This is a genomic window from Dokdonella koreensis DS-123 (assembly GCF_001632775.1).
In the GTDB taxonomy this organism is placed as follows: Bacteria; Pseudomonadota; Gammaproteobacteria; order Xanthomonadales; family Rhodanobacteraceae; genus Dokdonella; species Dokdonella koreensis.
The window spans coordinates 1,678,280-1,701,862 of the sequence record NZ_CP015249.1; the positions used below are offsets into that span (position 1 = coordinate 1,678,280).

Annotated in this window: 21 protein-coding genes and 2 tRNA genes; 20 read left to right on the plus strand and 3 right to left on the minus strand. The window is 71.4% G+C overall.

Annotated features, from left to right (window positions below):
• Nucleotides 1-121 precede the first annotated feature (121 nt).
• The 4 genes from I596_RS06620 (at nt 122) to ispG (ending at nt 5,894) form a co-directional block, all read left to right on the plus strand.
• On the plus strand, nt 122-1,423 hold the full coding sequence (locus I596_RS06620) for a hypothetical protein (protein WP_150132055.1): 1,302 nt from the start codon (nt 122-124) through the stop codon (nt 1,421-1,423).
• 91 nt (nt 1,424-1,514) lie between these two features.
• Nucleotides 1,515-2,765, plus strand: a complete 1,251-nt coding sequence (locus I596_RS06625; RefSeq protein WP_067645697.1) for an alkaline phosphatase family protein — start codon at nt 1,515-1,517, stop codon at nt 2,763-2,765.
• A gap of 94 nt (nt 2,766-2,859) precedes the next feature.
• Nucleotides 2,860-4,560, plus strand: a complete 1,701-nt coding sequence (locus I596_RS06630; RefSeq protein ID WP_067645699.1) for a hypothetical protein — start codon at nt 2,860-2,862, stop codon at nt 4,558-4,560.
• Nucleotides 4,561-4,634: 74 nt separating this feature from the next.
• Nucleotides 4,635-5,894 carry a flavodoxin-dependent (E)-4-hydroxy-3-methylbut-2-enyl-diphosphate synthase gene (gene ispG, locus I596_RS06635; RefSeq protein ID WP_067645701.1) on the plus strand — a complete coding sequence of 420 codons (1,260 nt, stop codon included), beginning with the start codon at nt 4,635-4,637 and terminating at the stop codon, nt 5,892-5,894.
• Here the strand turns inward: ispG and I596_RS06640 are convergent, their stop codons facing one another.
• Nucleotides 5,895-6,821 carry a DMT family transporter gene (locus I596_RS06640; protein ID WP_067645703.1) on the minus strand — a complete coding sequence of 309 codons (927 nt, stop codon included), beginning with the start codon at nt 6,819-6,821 and terminating at the stop codon, nt 5,895-5,897.
• Between the two features lie 167 nt (nt 6,822-6,988).
• Between I596_RS06640 and kdsB the strand changes: the two genes are divergently transcribed.
• The 7 genes from kdsB (at nt 6,989) to I596_RS06675 (ending at nt 12,724) form a co-directional block, all read left to right on the plus strand.
• Complete coding sequence (kdsB, locus tag I596_RS06645; RefSeq protein WP_067645705.1) at nt 6,989-7,768, plus strand: 3-deoxy-manno-octulosonate cytidylyltransferase; 780 nt, start codon at nt 6,989-6,991, stop codon at nt 7,766-7,768.
• Nucleotides 7,765-8,241, plus strand: a complete 477-nt coding sequence (locus tag I596_RS06650; RefSeq protein ID WP_067645707.1) for a low molecular weight protein-tyrosine-phosphatase — start codon at nt 7,765-7,767, stop codon at nt 8,239-8,241. The genes kdsB and I596_RS06650 overlap by 4 nt, the downstream gene beginning before the upstream one ends.
• Nucleotides 8,238-9,665: a thioredoxin-like domain-containing protein gene (locus tag I596_RS06655; RefSeq protein ID WP_067645709.1), complete on the plus strand. Its 1,428-nt coding sequence runs from the start codon at nt 8,238-8,240 to the stop codon at nt 9,663-9,665. The genes I596_RS06650 and I596_RS06655 overlap by 4 nt, the downstream gene beginning before the upstream one ends.
• Before the next feature lie 112 nt (nt 9,666-9,777).
• Entirely contained in the window at nt 9,778-11,604 is a 1,827-nt protein-coding gene (gene uvrC / locus I596_RS06660) for an excinuclease ABC subunit UvrC (RefSeq protein WP_067645711.1), read from the plus strand.
• A gap of 13 nt (nt 11,605-11,617) precedes the next feature.
• Nucleotides 11,618-12,208 (plus strand): CDP-diacylglycerol--glycerol-3-phosphate 3-phosphatidyltransferase, encoded by a 591-nt coding sequence (gene pgsA, locus I596_RS06665; protein ID WP_067645713.1) that lies wholly within the window; start codon nt 11,618-11,620, stop codon nt 12,206-12,208.
• A gap of 266 nt (nt 12,209-12,474) precedes the next feature.
• Nucleotides 12,475-12,550: transfer RNA gene (locus I596_RS06670), tRNA-Gly, on the plus strand.
• A gap of 100 nt (nt 12,551-12,650) precedes the next feature.
• A tRNA-Cys gene (locus I596_RS06675) sits at nt 12,651-12,724 on the plus strand.
• 319 nt (nt 12,725-13,043) lie between these two features.
• On the opposite strand, the gene I596_RS06680 is transcribed toward I596_RS06675, so the two are convergent.
• Nucleotides 13,044-14,318 (minus strand): hypothetical protein, encoded by a 1,275-nt coding sequence (locus I596_RS06680; RefSeq protein ID WP_067645714.1) that lies wholly within the window; start codon nt 14,316-14,318, stop codon nt 13,044-13,046.
• Nucleotides 14,319-14,790: 472 nt separating this feature from the next.
• On the opposite strand from I596_RS06680, the gene I596_RS06685 reads away from it, so the two are divergent.
• The 9 genes from I596_RS06685 (at nt 14,791) to I596_RS06725 (ending at nt 22,701) form a co-directional block, all read left to right on the plus strand.
• Complete coding sequence (locus I596_RS06685; protein WP_067645716.1) at nt 14,791-16,041, plus strand: cation:proton antiporter; 1,251 nt, start codon at nt 14,791-14,793, stop codon at nt 16,039-16,041.
• A gap of 284 nt (nt 16,042-16,325) precedes the next feature.
• Nucleotides 16,326-16,538, plus strand: a complete 213-nt coding sequence (locus tag I596_RS06690; RefSeq protein ID WP_067645718.1) for a hypothetical protein — start codon at nt 16,326-16,328, stop codon at nt 16,536-16,538.
• Nucleotides 16,539-16,732: 194 nt separating this feature from the next.
• Complete coding sequence (locus I596_RS06695; protein ID WP_343123797.1) at nt 16,733-17,557, plus strand: endonuclease/exonuclease/phosphatase family protein; 825 nt, start codon at nt 16,733-16,735, stop codon at nt 17,555-17,557.
• Nucleotides 17,554-18,873 (plus strand): cardiolipin synthase ClsB, encoded by a 1,320-nt coding sequence (clsB, locus tag I596_RS06700; RefSeq protein ID WP_067645723.1) that lies wholly within the window; start codon nt 17,554-17,556, stop codon nt 18,871-18,873. Before I596_RS06695 ends, clsB begins: the two co-directional genes overlap by 4 nt.
• Entirely contained in the window at nt 18,866-19,840 is a 975-nt protein-coding gene (locus I596_RS06705; protein WP_190279005.1) for a lysylphosphatidylglycerol synthase transmembrane domain-containing protein, read from the plus strand. The genes clsB and I596_RS06705 overlap by 8 nt, the downstream gene beginning before the upstream one ends.
• A gap of 132 nt (nt 19,841-19,972) precedes the next feature.
• Nucleotides 19,973-20,272 (plus strand): hypothetical protein, encoded by a 300-nt coding sequence (locus I596_RS06710; protein WP_067645727.1) that lies wholly within the window; start codon nt 19,973-19,975, stop codon nt 20,270-20,272.
• A gap of 87 nt (nt 20,273-20,359) precedes the next feature.
• The gene (gltX, locus tag I596_RS06715) at nt 20,360-21,766 is read left to right on the plus strand and encodes a glutamate--tRNA ligase (RefSeq protein ID WP_067645729.1); all 1,407 of its coding nucleotides are present in this window, start codon (nt 20,360-20,362) and stop codon (nt 21,764-21,766) included.
• Nucleotides 21,767-21,791: 25 nt separating this feature from the next.
• Nucleotides 21,792-22,190: a hypothetical protein gene (locus tag I596_RS06720; RefSeq protein WP_067645731.1), complete on the plus strand. Its 399-nt coding sequence runs from the start codon at nt 21,792-21,794 to the stop codon at nt 22,188-22,190.
• Nucleotides 22,191-22,218: 28 nt separating this feature from the next.
• Nucleotides 22,219-22,701 carry a Fur family transcriptional regulator gene (locus I596_RS06725; protein WP_067645733.1) on the plus strand — a complete coding sequence of 161 codons (483 nt, stop codon included), beginning with the start codon at nt 22,219-22,221 and terminating at the stop codon, nt 22,699-22,701.
• A gap of 2 nt (nt 22,702-22,703) precedes the next feature.
• Here I596_RS06725 and I596_RS06730 read toward each other — a convergent pair whose 3' ends face one another.
• On the minus strand, nt 22,704-23,459 hold the full coding sequence (locus I596_RS06730) for a hypothetical protein (protein ID WP_067645735.1): 756 nt from the start codon (nt 23,457-23,459) through the stop codon (nt 22,704-22,706).
• Nucleotides 23,460-23,583: the final 124 nt, after the last annotated feature.

Sequence of the window (23,583 nt, forward strand, 5' to 3'; positions counted from 1 at the left end):
GTGGCGTCGTGTCCGCGCCGCGTCGTCCGCGGTTTCCGGCATGCAGGGCTTCGGCGACAATCGCGCGCCGGCCCGCCAGCCCCGCGCGGAACCGGTTCGCCCTCCCGACAACCGAGGCTGCATGCCCGCTCTGCCCATCGCCGTCCGCGTCGCCGCCGCCGTGCTCGGCGCGTTCCTGCTGGCGGCGACGCTGCGCTGGCACCTTTCGCTGATGCTGTGGGACCACCTGGACCTGGTCCCGATCTACCAGGCCTGGCAGGCCGGCGCGCTGGCCACATCGGACTTCTGGCGCTTCCACGGCGGGCACCTGCACACGGCCGCCTATGCGGTCCTGCTGGCCACGACCTGGCTGTCGGGCGGGCGGCCGTGGCTGGACTGCCTGGTCAGCGTGCTGCTGCTGTTCGCCTATGCCGGCGTGATCGCGCTGATCGCGCGCGACAGCGTCGCGAAGGCCCGCGGCGCGGACGTGTCCTGGCTGCTGCTCGTGCTGTTCACGTTGTACCCGGGTCACCTGGCCAACCTGCAATGGGGCTGGCAGGTGGCGGTGTTCCTGTGCCTGGCCGGCGTGGCGGTGGTGGTCCGCTGCATCACGGTGCCGGCGCCGAGCTGGGCGGGGCAGGCGCTCGCATTGCTGGCGGCGGCGGTGGCCTATCTCAGCTTCGCGACCGCGATTGCCCTGATCCCGATGGCGGTGGTGTTGCTGGCACTGCGCGACGACCTGCCGTTGCGACGGCGCGTGTCGTTCGCGCTGCCGTGGCTCGCCGCCGGCGCAGCCGTGAGCGTGCAATATCTCGCGGCCTCGCCCGGCGGAGCGGCGGGGACGGTCTCGGTATCGGCCGCGCTGCTCTACGTGCTGAACTTCCTCGGCGGCGGCATCGCGCGTTTCGCGACCGACCTGGCCCCCGGCCTGGCGGCCGCCGGATTGGTCAGCGCGGGCTGGGCGGCGGTGCAGGCCAAGGACCGGCGCGCCAGCCTGCCGTGGCTGGGCCTGTGCCTGTTCGCGTTGGTCGCCGCGGTCCTCGCCGCCGCCGGACGGGTCGGCACCTACGGCAGCGACCAGGCCTTTTCGAGCCGCTACGTCAGTTTCTCTTCGCTGTTCTGGCTGGGCTGGGCCGGCCTGCTGGCGACGGCGCTGCCGGGCCGGCCGCTCGCGCGGCGCACGCTGGGCGCCGCCGTGATCGCGGTCGGGCTGTTCGCGATCGTCAACGCAGTGCACCTGGCCAGGAAGGCCGCGTACCTCGCGGACGACAGCCGCCGCATCGCGCAGCGCCTGCGCACCGCTGCACCGGCGGCGGACGAAGCACTGCTGCGGGAGGTCTACTTCGACCGCGCGGACATCGCCGCCGAACGCCTGGCGGCCTTGCGGCAGCTGGGGTTCGCACCGTTCGATCGCGCGGCCGGATCACGGGAGCCCTTGCCTTGAGTGGTCCGGTGCGGGACGTGCCGGCCGACATCGGCAGGACATCGCGCGTTGGCAGCATTGCCGGCGATACCCCGGCCGGAGCGCGTGCCCGATGAAGATTCCGATGACGGTCCTGCGATGCTGGACGATCCTGGCGCTGGCCCTGCTGGCGGCCGGCTGCGCCAGCGTCCGCGCCCCGGGGCCGGTACCGCAGGCGCCGGTGGTGCTGGTGTCGCTGGACGGCTTCAGGCCGGACTATCTCGGGCGCGGCCTGACGCCGGCGCTCGATCGCCTGGCCGCGGAGGGGGCGCATGCCGAGGCGCTGCGCCCCTCGTTCCCGACGTTGACGTTCCCGAACCATTACACGCTGGTGACCGGCTTGCGCCCGGACCGCACCGGCGTCATCCACAACACCATGACCGACCCGGCGCTGCCGGGGCAGCGCTTCGCCACGTCCAACCGGGCTGCGGTGCAGGATGCGCGCTGGTGGGACCAGGCCGAGCCGATCTGGACGCGCGTGCAGCGCGCCGGCCGGCGCGCGGCGACGATGTTCTGGCCGGGATCGGAGGCGCCGGTGCACGGCGCGCATCCGGACGAATGGGTGCCGTTCGATCCGGCGATCACGCCCGAGGCCCGCGTGGATACCGTGCTCGGCTGGCTCGACCGGCCGGTGGCCGAGCGCCCGGCCTTCATCTCGCTGTACTTCGAGCACGTGGACAAGGCCGGCCACCACGACGGTCCGGCCTCGCCGGCGGTCGAGGCGGCGATCGGCACGGTCGATGCCGCCGTCGGGCGCCTGCTGGCCGGCCTCGCGGCGCGTGGCCTGGAGGACCGCGTCAACCTGCTGGTGGTCTCCGACCACGGCATGGCGGCCGTCGCGCCCGAGCGCGTCGTCTACCTGGAGGATTTCGTCGACGAGGCCGAGATCGAGATCGTGACCGCCGGTGTGCTGGCCGGCCTGCGGCCGCAGCCGGGCCGGGGGGACGTGGTCGAGCGCGCGCTGCTCGGCCGGCACGCGCACATGGAATGCTGGCGCAAGCGCGACCTGCCGGCACGCTTCCACTACGGCAGCCACCGGCGCATTCCTTCGCTGCTGTGCCTGGCCGACGAAGGCTGGGTGATCTCCACGCGCCGCCGCATCGCGGCGCTGGCGCATTTCTCGCTCGGCGAGCACGGCTACGATCCGGCGCTGCCGAGCATGCAGGCGATCTTCATCGCGCGCGGCCCGGCATTTCGCCGCGGTGCGGTGGTGCCGCCGTTCGACAACGTCGATGTCTATCCGTTGCTCGCCCACCTGCTCGGCCTGGTCCCGGGTCGCACCGACGGCAGCCTGGCGGCGGTGCGCGCGCTGCTGGTGCCGTAGGGCGCGATCCTTCCAGGTTGCCTTGCCGCGGTCGCTGCCCGTAAGGTGGGCCTGCGGCCACGGCGGGCCGCCGCAACGATCGGAACCACAGCGCGTGAGCGACTTCTACCGGCAACTGGTGCGTACGATTCCGGAGCGGCGCACCGCCACGTCCGGCGATCCGGCACTCGATCCGCGCAGCCTGCGCAGCTGGCTCGCCGACCTGCCGATGGCCAGCGTCGCACTGGTGGCCCGCCAACTGGCCGAGCGCCTGCACGCGATGAACCGGTTGCGGGCCAATCCGTTCGAACGGCTCGACGCGCTGGAGGCGATGCGCCCGGTGATCGGGCAGGCGCTGGAGATGATCGAGCAGCAGGTGGCCGCCGCCACGCTGCCGCTGCAGCCGCAGAAGGCCGAGCTGGTCGCGCGCGCCGAGGAATTCCACCAGGCGCTGGCCCTGGGCTATCTCCAGGTCGTGTACGACGGCTGCGCGCCGGCCGGTGCCGTGCCGCTGCTCAAGGGAGGGCGGGTGGCGCTGGCGGCCCTGCGCGCGCTGCAGCACGGCGGCGAGCGCATGCAGCGCGCCTACGCGCTGTATCGCGTGCCCGCTGCGGGCGCCTGGCAGCTGCTGCACAGCGTGCATCGCTTCGCCGCTTCGGTACGGCTCGACGATCGTGTCGCCGAGGATGCCCAGGGCGTCGCGCTGCGTACGCCGCGCCTGGTCTACCAGCACGCGCTGCTGCTGGCGTTGGCCAATCCCTACCGCTACTCGCGGCGCGAGCTGCCGGCCGTCGTCGCGCTGACGCGCGTGCTGGCCGCCTACTGCGACCTGCGCGAAGGATTCACCGAGGGGCTGCGCGCGATCGATCCGGCCGGTGATCGCGAGCCTGGCCACCTGCCCGACGGTGCCGAGCCGGGACACGCCGGGCAGATCGGCGTGGACGTCGCGCGCGTGCTGGCCTACATCGAGGGCCAGATCGTGGCGCTGCCGCCCGGTGCGGCGCGCGTCGGCCTGCGCGCTGCGGGCGGGCCCGGCGTCCAGGTCGGCATCGACCTGGTCCGGCGACTGGTGGTCAGCCTGACCGACGGCGGCCCGCGCGGCCATTCGCGGCTCGGTGGCGGCCATGCGCTCGATGCGGTGATCGGCCTGCACGACCTGCACCGGACCTTGGCCGGTGGCCTGGACTTCGACAGCTTCCTGCAGGACGCGCTCGGGATCACGGCCGCCGGCCACGACCGCCCGGCGGCCTGGACCCAGGGCGGCGCGGAGATGCTGCGCGTCCTTTCCGGGGCGGCCCGTGTCGTCGACCAGAGCCCGGGCGGCTACCGCCTGCTGTGGGAGCGAAGCGCGGAGAGCGAGCTGGCGCGCATGAAGGTCGGCGACGCGATCGGCCTCAGCCTGCCGGCCACCGCGGCCGGGCAGGCGGACTGGCTGGTCGGCGTGGTCCGCTGGATCCGTGTCGACCCCGACGGCCGGGTCGAGGCCGGCGTCGAGCTGCTGGCGCGGCGCGCCCTGCCGGTCGCCGTGCGCAGCCTGGACGACGGGCAGAGCGGCCGTCCGCCGCTGCGCGGCATCCTGCTGGAATCGCTGCACACGCAGCACGGCAGTGGCTACACCGCCCTGCTGACGCCGGCCTTGTTCGATCGCGCGCCGGCGCGGCTCGAGCTGACGCTGCCGGCCGATCCGTGGCGCTGGTGGAACACGACCGGTTCGCGCGAGATCCTCGGGCCGGGCGTGATCGACCGCACCGGTTCGCACCTGCATCTGGCGCTGCCGCCGGCCGAACCCGACGAGGCGCCCGCCGCCGCGGTCTAGTAGACTGCGCATCCGCACCGTCCCGGCGCCGTTCAGCCCGCACCGGGCACCGCCGTTTCCGCCAGCGCTCCACGATGTCCACAGCCACCGATCCGACCGTTTCGCTTCCTGCCGGCCCCGTTGCGCGTCGCCGCAGCGTCGGCGTGCCCATCGGCGCTGTCTGCATCGGCGGCGACGGCCCGGTGGTCGTGCAGTCGATGACCAATACCGATACCGCCGACATCGTCGGCACCGCCCGGCAGGTGGCCGAGCTGGCGCGGGCAGGGTCGGAGCTGGTGCGGCTGACCGTCAATACCGCCGAGGCCGCGGCCGCCGTGCCGAGGATCCGCGACCGCCTGGCGATGACCGGCTGCTCGGTGCCGCTGATCGGCGACTTCCACTACAACGGCCATCTGCTGCTGGAGCGCGAGCCGGCCTGTGCCGAGGCGCTGGCCAAGTACCGGATCAATCCCGGCAACGTCGGCTTCGGCAAGAAGAAGGACACGCAGTTCGCGGCGATCATCGAGACCGCGCTGCGCCACGGCAAGCCGGTCCGCATCGGCGCCAACTGGGGCTCGATCGACCAGGCGATGGTCGCCGCGCAGATGGACGAGAACAGCCGGCGCGCGCAGCCCTGGGACGCGGCCCGCGTCGCCCGCGAGGCCCTTATCCGCTCGGCGCTCGATTCGGCGGCCCGCGCCGAGGAGCTGGGCCTGCCGCGCGAGCGCATCGTGCTGTCGTGCAAGGTTTCCGGCGTGCAGGAGCTGATCGCCGTCTACCGCGACCTGGGCGCCCGCTGCGACTACGCCCTGCACCTGGGGCTGACCGAGGCCGGCATGGGCTCCAAGGGCATCGTCGCGTCGGCGGCCGCGCTCGCCGTCCTGCTGCAGGAAGGTCTCGGCGACACGATCCGCATCTCGCTGACGCCGGAGCCGGGCGAGTCACGCACGCGCGAGGTCATCGTCGCGCAGGAACTGCTGCAGACGATGGGCCTGCGCGCGTTCACGCCGCTGGTGACGGCCTGCCCGGGCTGCGGCCGCACCACCAGCACGTTCTTCCAGGAGCTGGCGCGCACGGTGCAGGACCACGTGCGGGCCAAGATGCCGGAATGGCGGATCAAGTACGACGGCGTCGAGAACATGACGCTGGCGGTCATGGGCTGCATCGTCAACGGACCCGGCGAGTCGCGCTACTCGAACATCGGCATCTCGCTGCCGGGCACCGGCGAGGCACCGGCGGCGCCGGTCTTCATCGACGGCGAGAAGGCGATGACCTTGCGCGGCGAGAACATCGCGCAGGAGTTCGTCGGCGTGGTCGACGACTACGTCGCGCGCCGCTACGCGCCGCGGCAATAGCTAGGCCTGGGGCTCGGACCGCACCACGACCGGCTCCTCGCGCCGCTGGCGCGCCAGGCGCGCCTCGCGCCGGGCGATGTAGAGGCTGGCGCCGATGATGATGGCGGCACCGAGCGCGGTGTAGCCGTCCAGGTTCTCGTCGAACAGCAGCCAGGCCAGGCCGGCGACCACCAGCAGCTGCAGGTAGCTCAGCGGTGCCAGCAGCGAGGCATCCGCCAGCTTGAGGGCGCGCGTCCAGCAGTAGTGGCCGCCGGTGCCGAGCGCGCCGGCCAGGACCAGCCACGGCCAGATGCCCGGCTGCGGCCACTGCCAGACGGTCAGTGCCGGGCCGAGCGACAGCGGTACCCAGAGCATCGTGGTCAGCAGCACGATGCGGTCCGGCGGCTCCGAGCGCGACAGGAACTTGATGCTGATCGTCACCATGCCGCTCATCGCCGCGGCGAGGATCGCGACCAGGCTGTCGATCGCGAAGCCTTCGCCGTTCGGCCGCATGATGACCAGCACGCCGATGAAGCCGGCGACGACCGCGCTCCAGCGGCGCAGCCGCACGACCTCGCCGAGGAACAGCACGGCGCCGATCGTGACGAACAGCGGCGAGGAATACGACAGCGCGATCGCCTGCGCCAGCGGCAGGTGGACGATCGCCCAGAAGCCGGCCAGCATCGACAGCATGCCGATCATGCAGCGCGCGACGTAGAAGCCGAACTTGTCGGTCTTGAGGATCGACAGGCCGTGGACCCGCAGCAGCGGCAGCGCGAACAGCGCGCCGAACAGGCAGCGGAAGAACGCGATCTCGAACGGGTGCAACTGGCGGGAGGCGTAGCGGATCGCTATCGCCATCAGGCCGAACAGGCAGGCGCTGGCGACCATCAGCAGCGCCGCGCGCAGGGGCAGCGGCGAGGCGGCGGCCGGGGCAGGGACGTTCACGTGGGGCGGGGCCGGTCGAGGGGCGGAAAAGCGCGCGTATGGTAGCCGCTGCGCCGGCGCGGCGCCCGCTGCCGGCGCGCGGGAGCCGGGTGCCGTTCATGTCCGGCGGACTGTCGTTCGCCGGTCGTGTCGATTACGCTGGCCGGGTTGCCCGGAACGTACCACCGATGGACCCACTGCCTTTCCGTTTCGTCGTCGCCATTCCCGCCCGCTACGGGTCGACCCGGCTGCCGGGCAAGCCGCTGCTGCCGATCGGCGGCGTGCCGATGGTCGTGCACGTGGCCCGGCGTGCGCTGGCCGCCGGTGCATCGGAGGTGGTCGTCGCCACCGACGACGAGCGGATCGGCCGCGCCCTGGACGGCACCGGCGTGCGCGTCGCGCTGACCGGCGCCGATCATGCCTCGGGCAGCGACCGCCTGGCCGAATGCGCGGCACAGCTGGGCTGGCCGGACGACACGATCGTCGTCAACCTGCAGGGCGACGAGCCGCTCGCGCCGGCGAGCGGGATCCGCGCCGTCGCCGCGACGCTGGCCGCCGGCAGCGCGCCGATGGCGACACTGGCCACGCCGCTGGCATCGGCGGCCGAGCTGTTCGATCCCAACTGCGTCAAGCTGGTGCGCGCGGCCGACGGCCGGGCGCTGTATTTCAGCCGCGCGCCGCTGCCGTGGCCGCGCGATGCGTTCGCCGCACGGCGCGACCTGCTGCCGGCCGGCGTGCCGTTCCTGCGCCACATCGGCATCTACGCCTATCGCGCCGGCTTCCTGCGCGCGTTCGCCGCCCTGCCGCGCACGCCGCTGGAGGAGGCCGAGTCGCTGGAGCAGCTGCGCGCGCTCGAGCACGGGCACGCCATCGCGGTCGGCCTGGCGCCGGAGCCGTTCCCGCCCGGCGTCGACACCGCCGAGGATCGCGCCCGCGTCGAGCGGCTGCTGGCCGGGACTGCGGCATGATGCGGATCCTGTTCGTCTGCATGGGCAACATCTGCCGCTCGCCGACCGTCGAGGCGGTCGCGCGGGTCGAGCTGGCGCGGGCGGGCCTGCCGGCCGCCGTCGCCTCGGCGGGCACCGAGGACTATCACGTCGGCAAGCCGGCGGACCGGCGCGCGATCGCCGTCGCCGAGGCGGCCGGCTATCCGATGATGGCGCACCGCGCGCGGCAGGTCGCCGCCGCCGACTTCGCCGACTACGACCACCTGCTGGCGATGGACGCGACCAACCTGCGCGCGCTCGGCCGGATCTGCCCGGCGGCGGCGCGCGACCGGATCGGGCTGTTCCTGCCGTTCGCGGGCCTTGCCAGCCTCGACGAGGTGCCCGATCCCTACTACGGCGCGTCGCGCGACTTCGAGCAGGTGCTGGCGCTGGCGCGCGACGGTGTCGCTGCGCTGGCCGCGCGGCTGCAGGGCTGCCGGGAAGCGGCGCGATGAGTTCGGTGCGGCCGGTCGCCCCGGAGTTACCGGCCGGCCTCGAGTGGGTCAACAGCGACGACCCGCCGCGCCTGGCCACGCTGCGCGGACGCGTCGTCCTGGTGTGGTTCTGGAGCGGCGACAGCATCCCCTGCGCCAATCTCGTGCAGGACCTGGCCGTGCTGCAGGCACGGCATCACGACGGCCTCAGCATCGTCGGCATCCACTGCCCGAAGTACGGCGCGCAGTGCGCGTCCGCCGTGGTGCTCAAGGCGGTCAATCGCCTGCGCATCGACCATCCGGTCGCCAGCGATCCGCAGTTCCTGGCCTGGCGCGACTACGGTGTCGGCGCCTGGCCGACGGTCGCCGTGGTCGACGCCGACGGCCGCCTGGCCGCCCGCGTAGCCGGCGCCGGCAACCTCGAGCAGCTCGACGCCCTGGTGGCAGCGCTCCTGGACGAGGCGGCCGAGCAGGGGCTGCGCCGGTTCGAGAGCGCGGTACCGGCGGTGCGCCCGGAGCCGCGCACGTCGCTGCGTTTCCCGGGCAAGCTGCTGGCGACCGAGCGCCTGCTCTACGTGGCCGACAGCGGCCGCGATCGCGTGCTCGAATGCGACCACGACGGCCGCGTGCTGCGCATGTTCGGCTCCGGTCACACCGGCTGGCTCGACGGCCGTGGCGAGGCGGCGGCGTTCAGCGATCCGCAGGGGCTGGCGCTGCATCGCGACCAACTGTACGTCGCCGATCGCGGCAACCACGCCGTGCGCAGCGTCGACCTGGCGGACGGCGAGGTCCGCACCGTGCTCGGCACCGGCGCGCCCGGCTACCCGCGCATCGGCGACGCCGCGTTGCACGGGCTGGCGGCCTGCGCGCCGACCGACCTGGCCGTGGTGGCCGATCACCTCTACATCGCGATGACCGGCCTCAACCAGATCTGGCAGGTCGACCTGATCGGCCGGCGCGCCAGCGTGCTGGCCGGCGGCGGCGCGCTCGACCGTGTCGACGGCCTCGGCGAGGCGGCCTGCTTCGCCCAGCCCAGCGGGCTGGCCGTGGCGACGGCCCAGCTCGCGGTCGCCGATGCGGCGGCTTCCGCAATCCGCCTGGTGCGCCTGGCCGACCGCCGCGTGTCGACCTGGGTCGGTGCCGGACTCTACGACTTCGGCGACGCCGTCGGTCCCTGCGAGGCGGCGCGCCTGCAGCATCCGCTGGCGGTCGCGGCCGGTCCGCGCGGCGTGCTGTTCGTCGCCGACAGCTACAACGGCGCGGTCAAGCTGGCCAATCCGGCGACCGGCAAGGTCCACCGGCTGGAGGTGGACTACCGGTTCTGCGAACCGGGCGGGCTGTCGGTGGCTGGCGGCGCCTTGTGGCTGGCCAATACCGGCCACCACGAGATCGTCCGCATCGACCTGGGCAGCGGATCGGCGAAACGGATCGCGGTCGCGGAATAGAAGAGCGTGCTATGGACGTCGAGATGAGTAGGAAGACGCCTGGCGCGATGGTCCGGCACGACGCGCGGCCGTCGGGCCGAGGGCTGCAACCCTCACAGCACGCGCCAGCCCGATGACCGCCACCGACGACCGCGCCGTCTTCGACGGCAAGGTGTACGTAAGCACCCTCAGCAACGGACCCGGCGTCTACCGGATGTTCGACGCCGGCGGCGACCTGCTCTACGTCGGCAAGGCCGGCAGTCTCCGCAAGCGCGTCGGCAGCTACTTCCTGAAGCCGAGGCTGGAACCGCGCATCGCCTCGATGGTCTCGCAGATCGCGCGCATCGAGGTCACGCTGACGCGCACCGAGGCCGAGGCGCTGCTGCTCGAATCGCAGCTGATCAAGACGCTAAAGCCGCGCTACAACATCCTGCTGCGCGACGACAAGAGCTACCCGTACATCCACCTGACGGCCGGCGACTGGCCGCGGCTGGCCTTCCACCGCGGCGCGCGCAGCGGCGGCGGCCGCTATTTCGGGCCGTATCCGAGCGCGGCCGCCGTGCGCGAGAGCATCGGCCTGCTGCAGAAGCTCTTCCGGCTGCGCAACTGCGAGGACAGCTATTTCCGCAACCGGTCGCGGCCGTGCCTGCAGCACCAGATCGGCCGCTGCACGGCACCGTGCGTCGGCCTGGTCGAGGCGGCCGAGTACCAGGCCAGCGTGCGTCACGCGACGCTGTTCCTGGAGGGCCGCAGCAAGCTGGTGCTCGACGAGCTGGTGGCGGCGATGGAACGCGCCAGCGCCGCGCTGGAGTTCGAGCGCGCGGCGACCGTCCGCGACCGCATCACCGCCCTGCAGCGCATCCAGGCGCGCCACTACGTGCAGGGCGCCAGCGCCGACATGGACGTGATCGCCTGCGCGATCCGCAACGGCATCGCCTGCATCAGCGTGCTGTTCTTCCGCAACGGCATCAGCCTCGGTTCGCGCGACTTCTTCCCGCGCCTGGGCGGCGACGCGGAACCGGCGGCGGTGATCGCCTCGTTCATCGCGCAGTACTACCTCGAGCGGCCGCTGCCCGAGGAACTGGTGGTCAGCCACCTGCCGGACGAGGCCGCCCTGCTGGCCGAGGCGCTCGGCGGGCAGGCCGGGCACGGCGTGGAGATCAAGGCGCGCGTGCGCGCCGAACGCGCGCGCTTCCTCGAACTGGCGGTGAAGAACGCCGGCGCCGCCCTCGACGCGCGGCTGGCCAGCCGCCAGACGCTGGCGACGCGGTTCGAGGCGCTGCGCGACCTGCTGGCACTGGAGGAAACGCCGCGCCGCATCGAGTGCTTCGACATCAGCCATACGATGGGCGAAGCGACCGTGGCCTCCTGCGTGGTGTTCGGCCCGGAAGGACCGGAGAAATCCCAATACCGGCGCTTCAACATCACCGGGATCACGCCGGGCGACGACTACGCGGCGATGGGCCAGGCCCTGCAGCGCCGCTACCGGCGCATCCGGGACGGCGAGGGCGTGCTGCCCGACGTGCTGTTGATCGACGGCGGCAAGGGCCAGGTGCGGCAGGCGCTGGACGTCCTGGCGGAACTGGGCATCGAGGGCCTCGTCGTCGTCGGCGTCGCCAAGGGCGAGGCGCGCCGGTCCGGCGACGAAACCTTGATCTTGGGCGACTCCGGCCGCACGCTCTGGCCTGGACCGGAGTCGCCGGCCTCGCACCTGGTCCAGGCGGTGCGCGACGAGGCGCACCGCTTCGCGATCACCGGCCACCGCGGCCGCCGCGAGAAGGCGCGCGAGGCCAGCAGTCTGGAGGAGATCGCGGGGATCGGCGCCAAGCGGCGCTCGGCCCTGCTCAAGCACTTCGGCGGCCGTGCCGGCCTGGCGGCCGCCGGTGTCGAGGAACTCATGCAGGTCAAGGGCATCCACCGCGACCTGGCCGAACGCATCTATGCAGCCTTCCACGGCTGAAGGACACCGCACGATGACATTGACCCTGCCGACGATCCTGACGCTGTTTCGCATCGTTCTGCTGCCGGTCATCGTCGTCGTCTTCTACCTGCCCGAGTATTTCCCGACGACCGCGAGCTGGTCCAACATCGCGGCCGCCGGCGTCTTCGTGCTGGCCGCGGTCACCGACTGGCTCGACGGCTGGATCGCGCGCCGCTACGACCTCACCTCCGCCTTCGGCGCCTTTCTCGATCCGGTCGCCGACAAGCTGATGGTGGCGGTCGCGCTGTTCCTGCTGGTCCAGCAGAACCCGACCGCGCTGATGGCGGTCGCCAGCGCGGTCATCGTCGGCCGCGAGATCAGCATCTCGGCGCTGCGCGAATGGATGGCCGAGATCGGCCAGCGCGCCAAGGTCGGCGTCGCCTGGATCGGCAAGCTCAAGACGACGATGCAGATCGTCGCGATCGTGGTCTGCCTGCACCAGCGCGACGTGCCGGAGCTGCGGTTGTACCGGATCGGCGAGGCGCTGCTGGTGGTGGCCGCGGTGCTGACGATCTGGTCGGCGCTGGTCTACGTGCGCGCCGCCTGGCCGGCCCTGCGCGACAACGACAGCGGCCGGGTCTGAATCCGTTCCTCGCGCGACTGCGGCCTCGCTGCCGCGATTGCCGGCGTCCAGACCCCCGGTCTCCGCATGAAGGAGCGCCGCGGCCGTGCCGTGAACGCGCGGTTTCTTTCGCATTTCGCGCGGAGAACCTCACCCGGGCTCGCCACGCGCATCGGCCGCCAGTGCTGCGAGCCACGGATCGCGGCCGCGTCGATCCGCTGATCTTTGCCCGTCCGCGCAAATTTCTGTTGACACGTGTGCGTCATTCCGTAAGATGCGCGTCCCGGGCGGGAATAGCTCAGTTGGTAGAGCACGACCTTGCCAAGGTCGGGGTCGCGAGTTCGAGTCTCGTTTCCCGCTCCAGGCTTTTCACCAAAACCTCGGCCCGCCGAGGTTTTGTTTTTTTCAAGGTTCGGCGTCCCGGTACGCGCCGGGCCGACGAAGAAGCAGCTTCGCAGCCATCGGCCTGATGGCAGAGTGGTCATGCAGCGGCCTGCAAAGCCGTGTACGCCGGTTCGATTCCGACTCAGGCCTCCACAACATGGTTCGACGACGTCCCAGGACGTCCCCTAAGCCCGCAGCGATGCGGGTTTTTTGTTGCCCGGTCGCCCCGCATCGTCCAGCCGTGGCCCATCGAACCGGACGCGGTGGCCGTTCGGGAATCACGAGCCGCCGGCTTTGCTCCGCCGGCCAAGACGCCTGCGCATGCAGCGTCACCGGCTTCCCGCCGGGAAGCGTGCGATCGGGCCCGGGATGAACCCAGGGAGGCCTGGCCGTACGGCTCGCCGAGCTGCCGCGCCTGCCTTGCGGCGAGTCGAGACCCCGCTCCATCATCGGGTTGATCGCCCCGCGCGCTTCAATCGAAGCCGGATGCGAAGACCCCGTCATGGAGCACCATCACGACGACCTGGCCGGCATCGACGATCCCGTTCTCGTCGCCCGTTTCCGGCCAGCCCACGATGACGTAGTTACCCCACATCGCCATCGAGAACGGCGAGTTCCAGCCGGACGCCGGGCCGGGAACACGCGCGGTTCCGATGACTTTCCATCCGCCTTCCGGTTGGGGTGTCGCCAGCAGGATCTCCGGTCCGTTCGCACCGACGACCAGGCAGACGAACTGTTCTTCGAAGAGCGCGAGCGCCAGGCAGCCGTCGACATACGGATAGCCGTTGAGATCGGCCATTGGGTAGCCCCCCGACCAGCTGCCGTCGCTATCGAACTGAAACCTGAAACCGATGACCGGGAAATCGATCGCCCCGCTCACGACCAGGGTATCCAGATAGCGCGTGATGATGCCGAAGTCGTACCAGGACGTTGTCGGAACGGTCAGCGTGCCGGTCGGCGCGAAGTCTTCGTCGCCCCATCGCCGATAGACGCGCGGACCTGCAACCAGCCATTGGTAGCGATACTTGTCCGTGTAAAGCTCCACGTTGCGCCCGTAGCCAGCGGGCGGCCATACGAGACCAGTAGGGAGTGCGATGGTTTGTTTCAGGACGAGCTGCTGCGGGAAGAAGATCGGCTCGTAGATCAGCACCTCGGCTCCACCCGATGCGTACCGCGTCACGGCGATGGTCGTATTGGCCAGTGCTACGTCGACGTCCCAGACCGTTCCGATGTCCGGCAGCGTAGTCTCCATGCCCCAAAGATCCGGCGAAACCGCATCGTAGAATCCGAGTCGCATGCCGCCGGCAGCCGGGAAGGCCGGTTTCGACACGACGGCGACATAGGCGCTACTGAAAGCTTCTACGGCAATGGCGGCGCCGAATCCCGTTCCGGGCAGCGGCGCCAGCGGCAGCAGCGGCTGCTCCACGGGCTCCCCGCCCCAGCCCGGCGGCACGTGCAGCCAGACGGCTCCACTTCCCGCCTCGCCGCTGGAGTAGCCCGGACTGCCGATCCACAGCCGTCCGGCGCGGATCTCCACGTCCGCGCCGAAGCGCGCGTGACTGGGATCGATGCCATCGCGCTGGACTCCCGTCACGACCTGGGTCGGGACGGAATTCGCGGGATGCGCGCCAGGCGGTCGCACGATCTGCAGTGGCCAGGCGATCGTCGGCAATGCGCCCTGGGCGCTTTCCGCGAAAACGAGCAACGCCAGAATCAGCGAAGCGGGCCAGCCCGCTCGAACGTCCATGCGGCAATCGTCGTGCCGCCCGACAGATACCGATGCCATGACACTCCCCGATGGCGTGGGTGCCGACAGCGTACCAGGGTATCGAGCGGTGTCGGCACCGGCAGCCGCCCCGCCGGGCGGTCAGCGGCCGCTGTCCCGTGACGCGGGTTCATCACCGGCCCCGTCGGCATGCAAGGCGCATGTGCGGGAACGCAATCGCGCTGGTCCGAACGCAGGGCAGCAGAATCAGCCCGTTGTGTCGCTCATTCGATTTCGGCCCGGTCTCCACAGGGTCCGACGCTGTCCAAGGACCTCCCCCAGGCCCGCAGCGATGGGGCCTTCTTGTCGATCGATCGGCCAGATGTCCAACGGCGATCCATTGAATCCGAGAGCTCGGTGGCTCGTCCTGCCTGTACGCCATGTCTGCGATCGGTCCGACCGTTTGGAGTAGCATCGCGGGGCGCCTCGTCGGCCCTGTCTGTGAAGGTATTCCTTGAACGCACCTACACTTCTGCTCGTGCAGTTGGCGCTGATCCTGGTCGCGTCGCGCACCTGCGGCTTCGTGCTGAAACGCATCGGCCAGCCGCCCGTCATCGGCGAGATGGCGGCAGGCCTGCTGCTGGGACCGATCGTCTTCGGCGCCTGGCTTCCCGAGGTGCATGCGGTCATCTTCGCCAAGCAGTCCCTGCCTGCGCTGTCGGGCCTGGCGACGGTCGGCGTGGCGCTGTTCATGTTCCTGGTCGGCCTGGAGCTGCGGGCGCCGGAAGGGACGCGCTCGCAGGTTCGCTCCGCGGCCCTGGTGGGCGGCCTCGGCATTGCCGTGCCGCTGCTGCTCGGTCTGGCGATCTCGCCGTTTCTGCACCAGCGGTTTGCGCCCGAGGGCGTGAGCTTCTGGCCGTTCGCTCTCTTCGTCGCCGCGGCCATGTCGGTGACCGCGTTTCCGGTGTTGGCACGCATTCTGAGGGACCAGAACCTGACACGGTCGCCTCCTGGTCGTCTCGCGCTCAGCGCCGCGGTCATCGACGATGGCTGTGTCTGGGTTCTGCTGGCGCTCGTCCTGGCGCTCACGCGCGGCGGCACGACCTCGCAGGTGCTGTTCACGGTCGTGGGAGGCATCGGCCTCGTCGCGGTCGTGTTCCTGGTTCTGAAGCCGTTCTACGCCCGGTTGCTGCGTCACCGGCCCGGCGGCAGCGAGTTGCCGTCCTCCACTTTCGCCTGGGTCGTCATCGGCTGCGTGGCCTGCGCGGCAGCGGCCGAGTGGATCGAGCTGCACGCTGTCTTCGGGGCATTCCTGTTCGGCATCAGTCTGCCGCGCGACGATCGCCTGCTCGATGCACTGACGATGCGCATCGAGCCGGTGGCCGTCGTTTTCCTCATGCCCCTCGTCTTCGCGCTGGCCGGTCAGAACACGACCGCCAGCGCCTTCGCCGGCGCCGGCCTGGGTGCGCTGGCGGTCGTGCTGGCGGTGGCCATCATCGGCAAGATCGCCGGGTGTGCGGCCGGCGCGCGCCTGAGCGGCCACGGCTGGCGCGACAGCCTGGCGGTGGGGGCGCTGATGAATGCCCGCGGCCTGATGGAGCTGATCGTCATCAAGATCGGCTTCGAGGCCGGTGTCATCGGGCCGGAGCTCTTCACGATGCTCTTCGTGATGACCCTGGTGACCACGTTCATGGCATCGCCGCTGGTCGGCGCGTTCCATCGGCGCAAGGCCGAACTGCCCGCCGGGCGGGGAACGGCGATCTAGCCAGGCGCGCGATCGCGCCAGCCCCTCGCCGGCAAGGTGACGGCGGGTCGCCGAGACGTTCCATCCAGGGACATCGACGGCAGGTGCGTCGCGGCCGGAGGCGTCCAAGGCAGCGCGGGCCGGCAAACGCAGCGCTGGTCCGGGGGGGCGGTGAATGGCCGGCATCGCGCACTGAAGCGGCGAGAAACGCGCTGCGCGCAGCGGCCGGAATCTCAGACGCGATTCACTCGCCCGGCGTTGATATCGCGTGGCCGACGCTCTTGTCGGTGCATCGGAGACAGAACATGGGCAGCAACCACCCGACCGCCGGCCAGAAGTCCGGTGGCCAAAAGCAGCCGGCCCGGGAGCCACAGCGCCAAGGCGGCCCGGTCGACCACGGTCGTGATCCGCAGCGCCATGCCGGCGGCAAGGACGACCCGAACCGCGAACCGCAGCGCCAGCGCGGCGCCGACGATCCGGACGGCGATCGTCTGCGGCGCGGTGCGAAGAACCGGTAGCCAGGTCGAACGCGTCTGTGCGGATGAAGGCGTCTGCGCGGATGCGTTCGTACCGTTTCGATTCTGAACGCTGGAGGAAGCCTGTGCGCCTTCCGCGACGAGGGCGCACGACTCCGGCCGCTTCGCGGTCCGTGACGGCGCGTCGAGGACCGTAACGCGCAGGGCGGCGGTTGCGCCGGAGATACGCGCAATTCATGCGGGCCGCGACAGACTCGGTGCGGATGGACATCGAGCGCCTCCAGCCGCCAGTGCAGCCGGAGCCGGTGGTCGAGCTGCCGGCATCGCTGCGCATCCTGACGATCAACATGCACAAGGGGTTCGGTTTCCTCAACCGCGGCTTCGTGCTGCACGAGCTGCGCGAGGCGGTACGGGCCAGCGGCGCCGACGTGGTGTTCCTCCAGGAAGTCCTCGGCGCCCATCGCCGTCATGCCAGCCGCTACGCGAACTGGCCGGACCAGCCGCAGTACGAGTTCCTCGCCGACAGCATGTGGCCGCAGTTCGCCTACGGCCGCAATGCCGTGTATCCGCAGGGCGACCACGGCAATGCACTGTTGTCGAAGTATCCGATCCTGCAGCACGGCAACATCGACGTGTCGGTGGGGCGGCACGAGCGCCGCGGCCTGCTGCATTGCGCGTTGACGCTGCCCGGCGCGGGCATTGTCGTGCACGCGATCTGCGTCCATCTGGGCCTGCGCGAGCGCCAGCGCCGTTCGCAGATCGGCAGCCTGATCGACTACGTGGCCACGTCGGTTCCACTCGACGCGCCGGTGATCGTGGCCGGCGACTTCAACGACTGGCGCGGTCGCATCGGCGACACGCTCGACGAGGTCGGCTTGCGCGAGGTGTTCGCCGCGCGCGAACGGTCGCCGGCCCGCACCTTTCCGGCGCGCTGGCCGCTGCTGCGGCTGGACCGCATCTACGTGCGCGGCCTGCACATCGAGGAAGCGGCGGTACTCGACACCCGGCCCTGGTCGCACCTGTCCGACCATGTGCCGCTGGTCGCGCAGGTGCGCCTGTGAGGACGGCATGGCACGAGGGCAACCGCGTACGCCTGCTGGAGAACGGCGAGGCGTTCTTCCCGCGCGTGTTCGAGGCGATCCGCGCGGCGAAGCACGAGGTCCTGGTCGAGACCTTCATCCTGTTCGAGGACGCGGTGGGCGAGGGCCTGCGCGATGCGCTGGCGCAGGCCGGCCGTGCCGGCGTCGCGGTCGACCTGACCGTCGACGGCTACGGCTCGCCGCAGTTCTCGCCGGCGTTCCTGGCGGTCCTGCGCGAAGCGGGCGTGCGGATGCGGGTGTTCGATCCACGGCGGCCGCTGCTCGGCCTGCGGACCAACCTGTTCCGGCGCCTGCACCGCAAGATCGTCGTCGTCGACGGCGAGCGCGCGTTCGTCGGCGGCATCAATTTCTCGGCCGACCACCTGGCCGATTTCGGTCCCCAGGCCAAGCAGGACTACTCGATCGAGATCGAGGGGCCGGCGGTGGCGGACATCCGCCGCGCCGGCCGCGCGCTGATCGATGCCGCGCCACGCCGCTGGCGCCGGTCCGCACCGATGCCGGGCCGGCGCCCGCCGGATCCCGCGCCGGTGGCGCGCGGTCCGGCCCGCGTCGCCTTCGTCACGCGCGACAACACGGAGCATACCGACGACATCGAGCACCACTACCGTCTCGCGATCCGCGCGGCGCGCCGGCGCATCGTCATCGCCAATGCCTACTTCCTGCCCGGCTACCGGCTGCTCAAGGCCCTGCGTGACGCCGCGCGGCGCGGCGTGGACGTGCTGCTGATCCTGCAGGGGCATCCGGACATGCCGATGGTGACCGCGGCGACGCGGTCGCTGTACCGCTACCTGATACCGGCCGGTGTGCGCATCGTCGAGTACTGCCGGCGTCCGTTCCACGGCAAGGTCGCGCTGGTCGACGACGGCTGGGCGACGGTGGGATCGAGCAACCTCGACCCGCTCAGCCTGTGGATGAACCTCGAGGCCAACGTGCTGGTGCACGACACGGCATTCACAGCCGGGCTGCATGCGCACCTGGAGCGGCTCGCGCGCGAGGAGTGCACGCCGGTGGATGCCGCCGGCTGGCTGCAGGGCGGGGTGCTCAGGCCGGTGTTCGGGGTCGTGCTGTTCCACCTGCTGCGGCATTTCCCCCGCCTGGCCGGGCTGCTGCCGGCGCATGCGCCACGGATCAGCGAAGTGCGTGCGGCGGTTCCGGACGATATGCCGGCGGGCACGCCGGTGCCGGTGTTCGACGTGACCGCCGATGCGGCCGCGCCGGCGGAGCCCGCACGACCGGAAACCCGCGAGCTCGCCGGCGGGAAGCGCCGCCGTGCCTAGACCGACCGTCGCGCGCCGTTGGCTACTGCGCGCCGTGGTGGCGGTGTTCTACGTGGCGGTCGTCGCCATGCTGGTCGCGATCGGCTGCGAGCTGGACTGGCCGGCGGCTGCCGCTGCGCTCGACGCGCTGCCGCTACGCGCGGTCCTGACCGCCGCCGCCTGCAGTGCAGTGTGCTACGCGCTCTATGCCGGCTACGAGCTGCTCGCGGCGCGGCAGGTGGGCGTCGCGCTTCCGAGAGGGCAGGTTGCCGCGATCGGCTTCGCCAGCTATGCCTGCAATCTCAGCCTCGGCGCGATGCTGGGGGCGCTCGGCCTGCGGCTGCGGCTCTATACCTCGCGCGGCATCCCGGCCGGGGCCGGCGTGCGGCTGGTCGCCTTCAACCTGCTGACGAACTGGTCGGGCTACCTGCTGGTGCTGGGCGCCGCGCTGCTGTTGATGCGCACGGAGCCGCCGCCGGCCTGGCGCGTCGGTGCGCCGGTCCTGCAGGTGCTCGGCGGGGTGCTGGTCGTGCTCGCGGCCGGCTATGCCTACGCCTGTGCCCGCGCACGGCGCCGGCGCTGGCGGCTGCGTGGCCTGGCGGTCGAGCTGCCGACATTGCGCACGGCACTGCGCCAGTTCGCGCTTTCCGTGCCGGCCTGGCTGGCCAGCGCCGCCTCGCTGCATGCCCTGCTGCCGGCGGCGGATTTCGACCTGCTGCTGGTCTCGCTGCTCGGCTCGGCGGTCATCGGCCTGGTGGTGCGCGTGCCGGCCGGCCTGGGCGTGATCGAGGCCGTGTTCCTTGGTGCGCTGGGCGGCGCGCTCGGCGAAGGGCCGGTGCTGGCGTCGCTGCTGGCCTATCGCTGCGTGCACTACCTCGGCCCGCTGGTGCTGGGGTTGCTCACCTTCGTGCTGCTGGACCTGGCCGCACGCCGGGCGGCCGGCAGTGGGCGCCCGGCTGGCCCGATGCGGGTCCGGAAGGCCGCCTGAGCGGCGATCGGCCGGGTCGCCACTCGCGCGGTACACATCGGCACAAAAGTCCACACTTTTCGGCAGGTCTGCGCACGACGCGCCGATGCTGGTCCAGGACAATGTGAGGATACGTGAGCATGCGGGGGTGTCATGCGCAGGATCCTGGTGGCGGAGCGGTCCGACGGGCAATGGGGCTTCGATCGCGAGGGGGCGGTGGTCCTGGCCGCCTCGCCGCTGCTGGCCGCGATCGAGGCACGGCGCTACGGGGACGCGCTGGAAGGACGCACGCCCGGCTACCTGATCCGGCTCGACCCGGGCGGTGAGGGCGACGCGTTGATCACGCTGCACTCGCGCATCTTCGGGGACGCGGCCACGGCCTCGCCGGACGCGCCGGGTACGGCCGCGGTCGAGCCCCCGGGGCGGGTGATGGAAACGGCGGCGGAACCGTAGCCGTCCGGCACGGCACGTGTCCCGGGCGAGCGGCGCCGACGGCGCTTGGGTAAACTTTCCGCCCGTTTCCGTTCCCGACGCTGTCCAATGACCGTACGCACGCGCTTCGCCCCGAGTCCCACCGGCTATCTGCACATCGGCGGGGCGCGCACCGCGCTGTACTGCTGGCTGGAAGCGCGCCATCGCGGCGGCCAGTTCGTACTGCGCGTGGAGGACACCGACCGGGAGCGCTCCACGGACGCGGCGGTGCAGGCGATCCTCGACGGCATGAGCTGGCTCGGCCTGGATCACGACGAGGGGCCGTACTACCAGACCCTGCGCATGGACCGCTACCGCCAGGTGGCCGACGACCTGGTCCGCGCCGGCAAGGCCTACTACGCCTACGAGAGCAAGGACGAGATCGAGGCGATGCGCAACGCGGCCCTGGCCAGCGGCGCCAAGCCCCGCTACAACGGCCATTACCGCGACCTCGACGCGCCCTACCGCGACGATCCCAACCGAGTGATCCGCTTCAAGAGCCCGACCTCCGGCAGCGTCGTGTTCGAGGACAAGGTCAAGGGCCGGATCGAGTGGAGCAACGAGGAACTGGACGACCTGGTGATCCTGCGCTCGGACGGTTTCCCGACCTACAACTTCGCCGTCGTCGTCGACGACATCGACATGCGCATCACGGAGGTGATCCGCGGCGACGACCACGTCAACAACACGCCGCGCCAGATCAACATCTACCGTGCGCTCGAAGCCGAGGCGCCGATATTCGCGCACCTGCCGATGATCCTCGGCGCGGACGGCCAGAAGCTCAGCAAGCGCCACGGCGCGGTCAGCGTCATGCAGTACCGCGACGACGGCTTCCTGCCGCATGCGCTGCTGAACTACCTGGTGCGCCTGGGCTGGTCGCACGGCGACCAGGAGATCTTCTCGCGCGAACAGATGGTGGAGCTGTTCGACGTGGCCGACGTCAACCACTCGGCGGCGCGCTTCGACACCGAGAAGCTGGCCTGGCTGAACCAGCAGTACCTCAAGAACGACGATCCGCTGGAGCTGGTGTCGCATTTCGTCTGGCACCTGCGCGCCGCCGGCATCGATCCGGAATCGGGTCCGGAGCCGGCCGACGTCATCGTCGCCCTGCGCGAGCGCGCGCAGACGCTCAAGGAAATGGCCGAGAAGGCCCGCGTCTGGTACGCACCGCTGGCGGACTACGACGAAACCGCCGTGGCCAAGCACCTCAGGACCGCCACCGCGCTGCCGGCGCTGACCGCCGTGCACGCGCGCATCCACGCGCTGGCCGAGTGGTCGGTCGAGGCGGTGCACGGCGCGATCCAGGATGCGGCGACCGCGATCGGCGAAGGCATGGGCAAAGTGGCGCAGCCGCTGCGCGTGGCGATCACCGGCACCCAGGTGTCGCCGTCGATCGACCAGACCGTGTTCCTCGCCGGCCGCGACGAGGCGCTGCGCCGCATCGACGCGGCGATCGCCAAGGCGCGGGCCGGCTGAAAAGCCCGTCGCATGCGCTGATCCCATGGCAACCGAATGCACGCTGGCGGCGCTGAACCGGCTGGATCGCGAGGATCTCGACGCGGTCCAGCAGATGCTCGACGCCTGCACGGCGACCTTGCTCGATCCCACGCTGTGGGGATGGGTGATCGGGCTGACCCTGGTCAGCATGCTGGTCGGCGCGCTGATCGGCTGGCCGCGCGGACGCTTCTGGGCCGGCCTGCTGTGGGGCGCGGCGCTCGGGCCGATCGGCTGGCTGATCGTCGGCTTCGCCAAGCCCAACCTCCCGGAATGTCCCGAGTGCGGGCATCGCAACGGCCGCGGCGCCAAGGTCTGCCGCGGCTGCGGCATCGACCTGCGCAAGGCCGGGCAGCGCTCCCAGCGCTCGGTCGTACGCGCCCAGGGGACCGGTCGGGGTTGGTAGAGGCGCGGGTGGTACCATATCGGTCGCCATGTCCAACCTAGCCAGCCAACGCCACGGCCGCCATGAGCACCACCACGATGCCGGCGCCTTCGTCAAGGCGGTCGCCTCCACCTGCGACCTGCGCGGCCTGCGGCTGACGCCCTTGCGGCTGCGCGTGCTGGAGCTGGTCGCCGCTTCGCCGAAGCCCGCCAAGGCCTACGACCTGCTCGACCAGCTCAAGGACGAACACAGCGGCGCGGCGCCGCCCACGGTCTACCGCGCGCTGGATTTCCTGCTCGAGAACGGCTTCATCCACAAGCTCGCCTCGATCAACGCCTTCGTCAGCTGCCATCATCCGAACGAGGCACACCAGGTGCCGTTCCTGATCTGCGACGTCTGCTCGGCGGCGATCGAGGTCTGCGACGAGCGCGTCTCGCGGCTGCTGAACCTTCAGGCCAAGGAACACGGTTTCCGCCCGGCCGGCCAGACACTGGAAGTACACGGCACCTGCGCGGACTGCGCCAGCCACTGACATCAGGCCGGTTCGGCGGCGACCACGTAGTCCTCGCCCAGGCGCAGGCCGCCGCTGTCGGCGATGACGGCCAGCGCGCGATCCTGCAACGCCCGGGCCTGTCCATCCAGCGCCGCGCCCAGCGTCCGGTCCGCCAGCCGCAGCGCGCGTTCCCGGCACATCGCGATCTGCCCGTCGACGAAGCGACGCCCGTAGCGGATCGGGAAGCGGCGCGCGGCGACGATGCGAAACCCGCAGCGCGCGAGCCGGTCGAGCACCCAGGCCAGCGGAAATTCCCGGTACGGGCGCTCGCCGGCCAGCAGCAGGCAGGCGTCGCGGAGCCGGCCGATCTCCCAGACCAGCCGTCCGCCCGGGTCGGCCGGCGCCGGCAGCGGCACGTACGGCTCCAGGCCGATCAGGTACAGGCGTCCGCGCGTGAGGGAGCGTAGCCGTCGCAGCAGGGTGTCCTGGCCGTAGGGGGCGAAACCTTCGACCGCACCGACCAGGTAGTCGGCCAGCACCGTGTCGAAGGACTCGCCGGCGAGCAGGCCCGGGTCGATCCAGTTGCCGACCACGATGCGATCGGCCGGCCGCATCGCCGCACCGGCCGCCGCACGGGCCTGCGCGGCCATCGCGACGGCCCCGGTGACGGCGGTCCAACGTTCGCTGCACAGCGTGGCCACCCAGCGCAGCGAGTTGCGGCCGGTGCCGGCGTCGAGCACGTGCCCCCAGGGGCGCTCGCCGTGCAGCTCGGACACGAAGCGGAACAGGCTCGACACGCTGTCTCCTCGGAAACGCCGGCCGGCGCGCTGCGATGGGACGCGCGCCGCGCCGGGGCGACGGCGCGCTTGCGGGCGGTCGAGAAACAGCCCGCCAGCGCGATCTTTGGATGGGTCGCCCGGG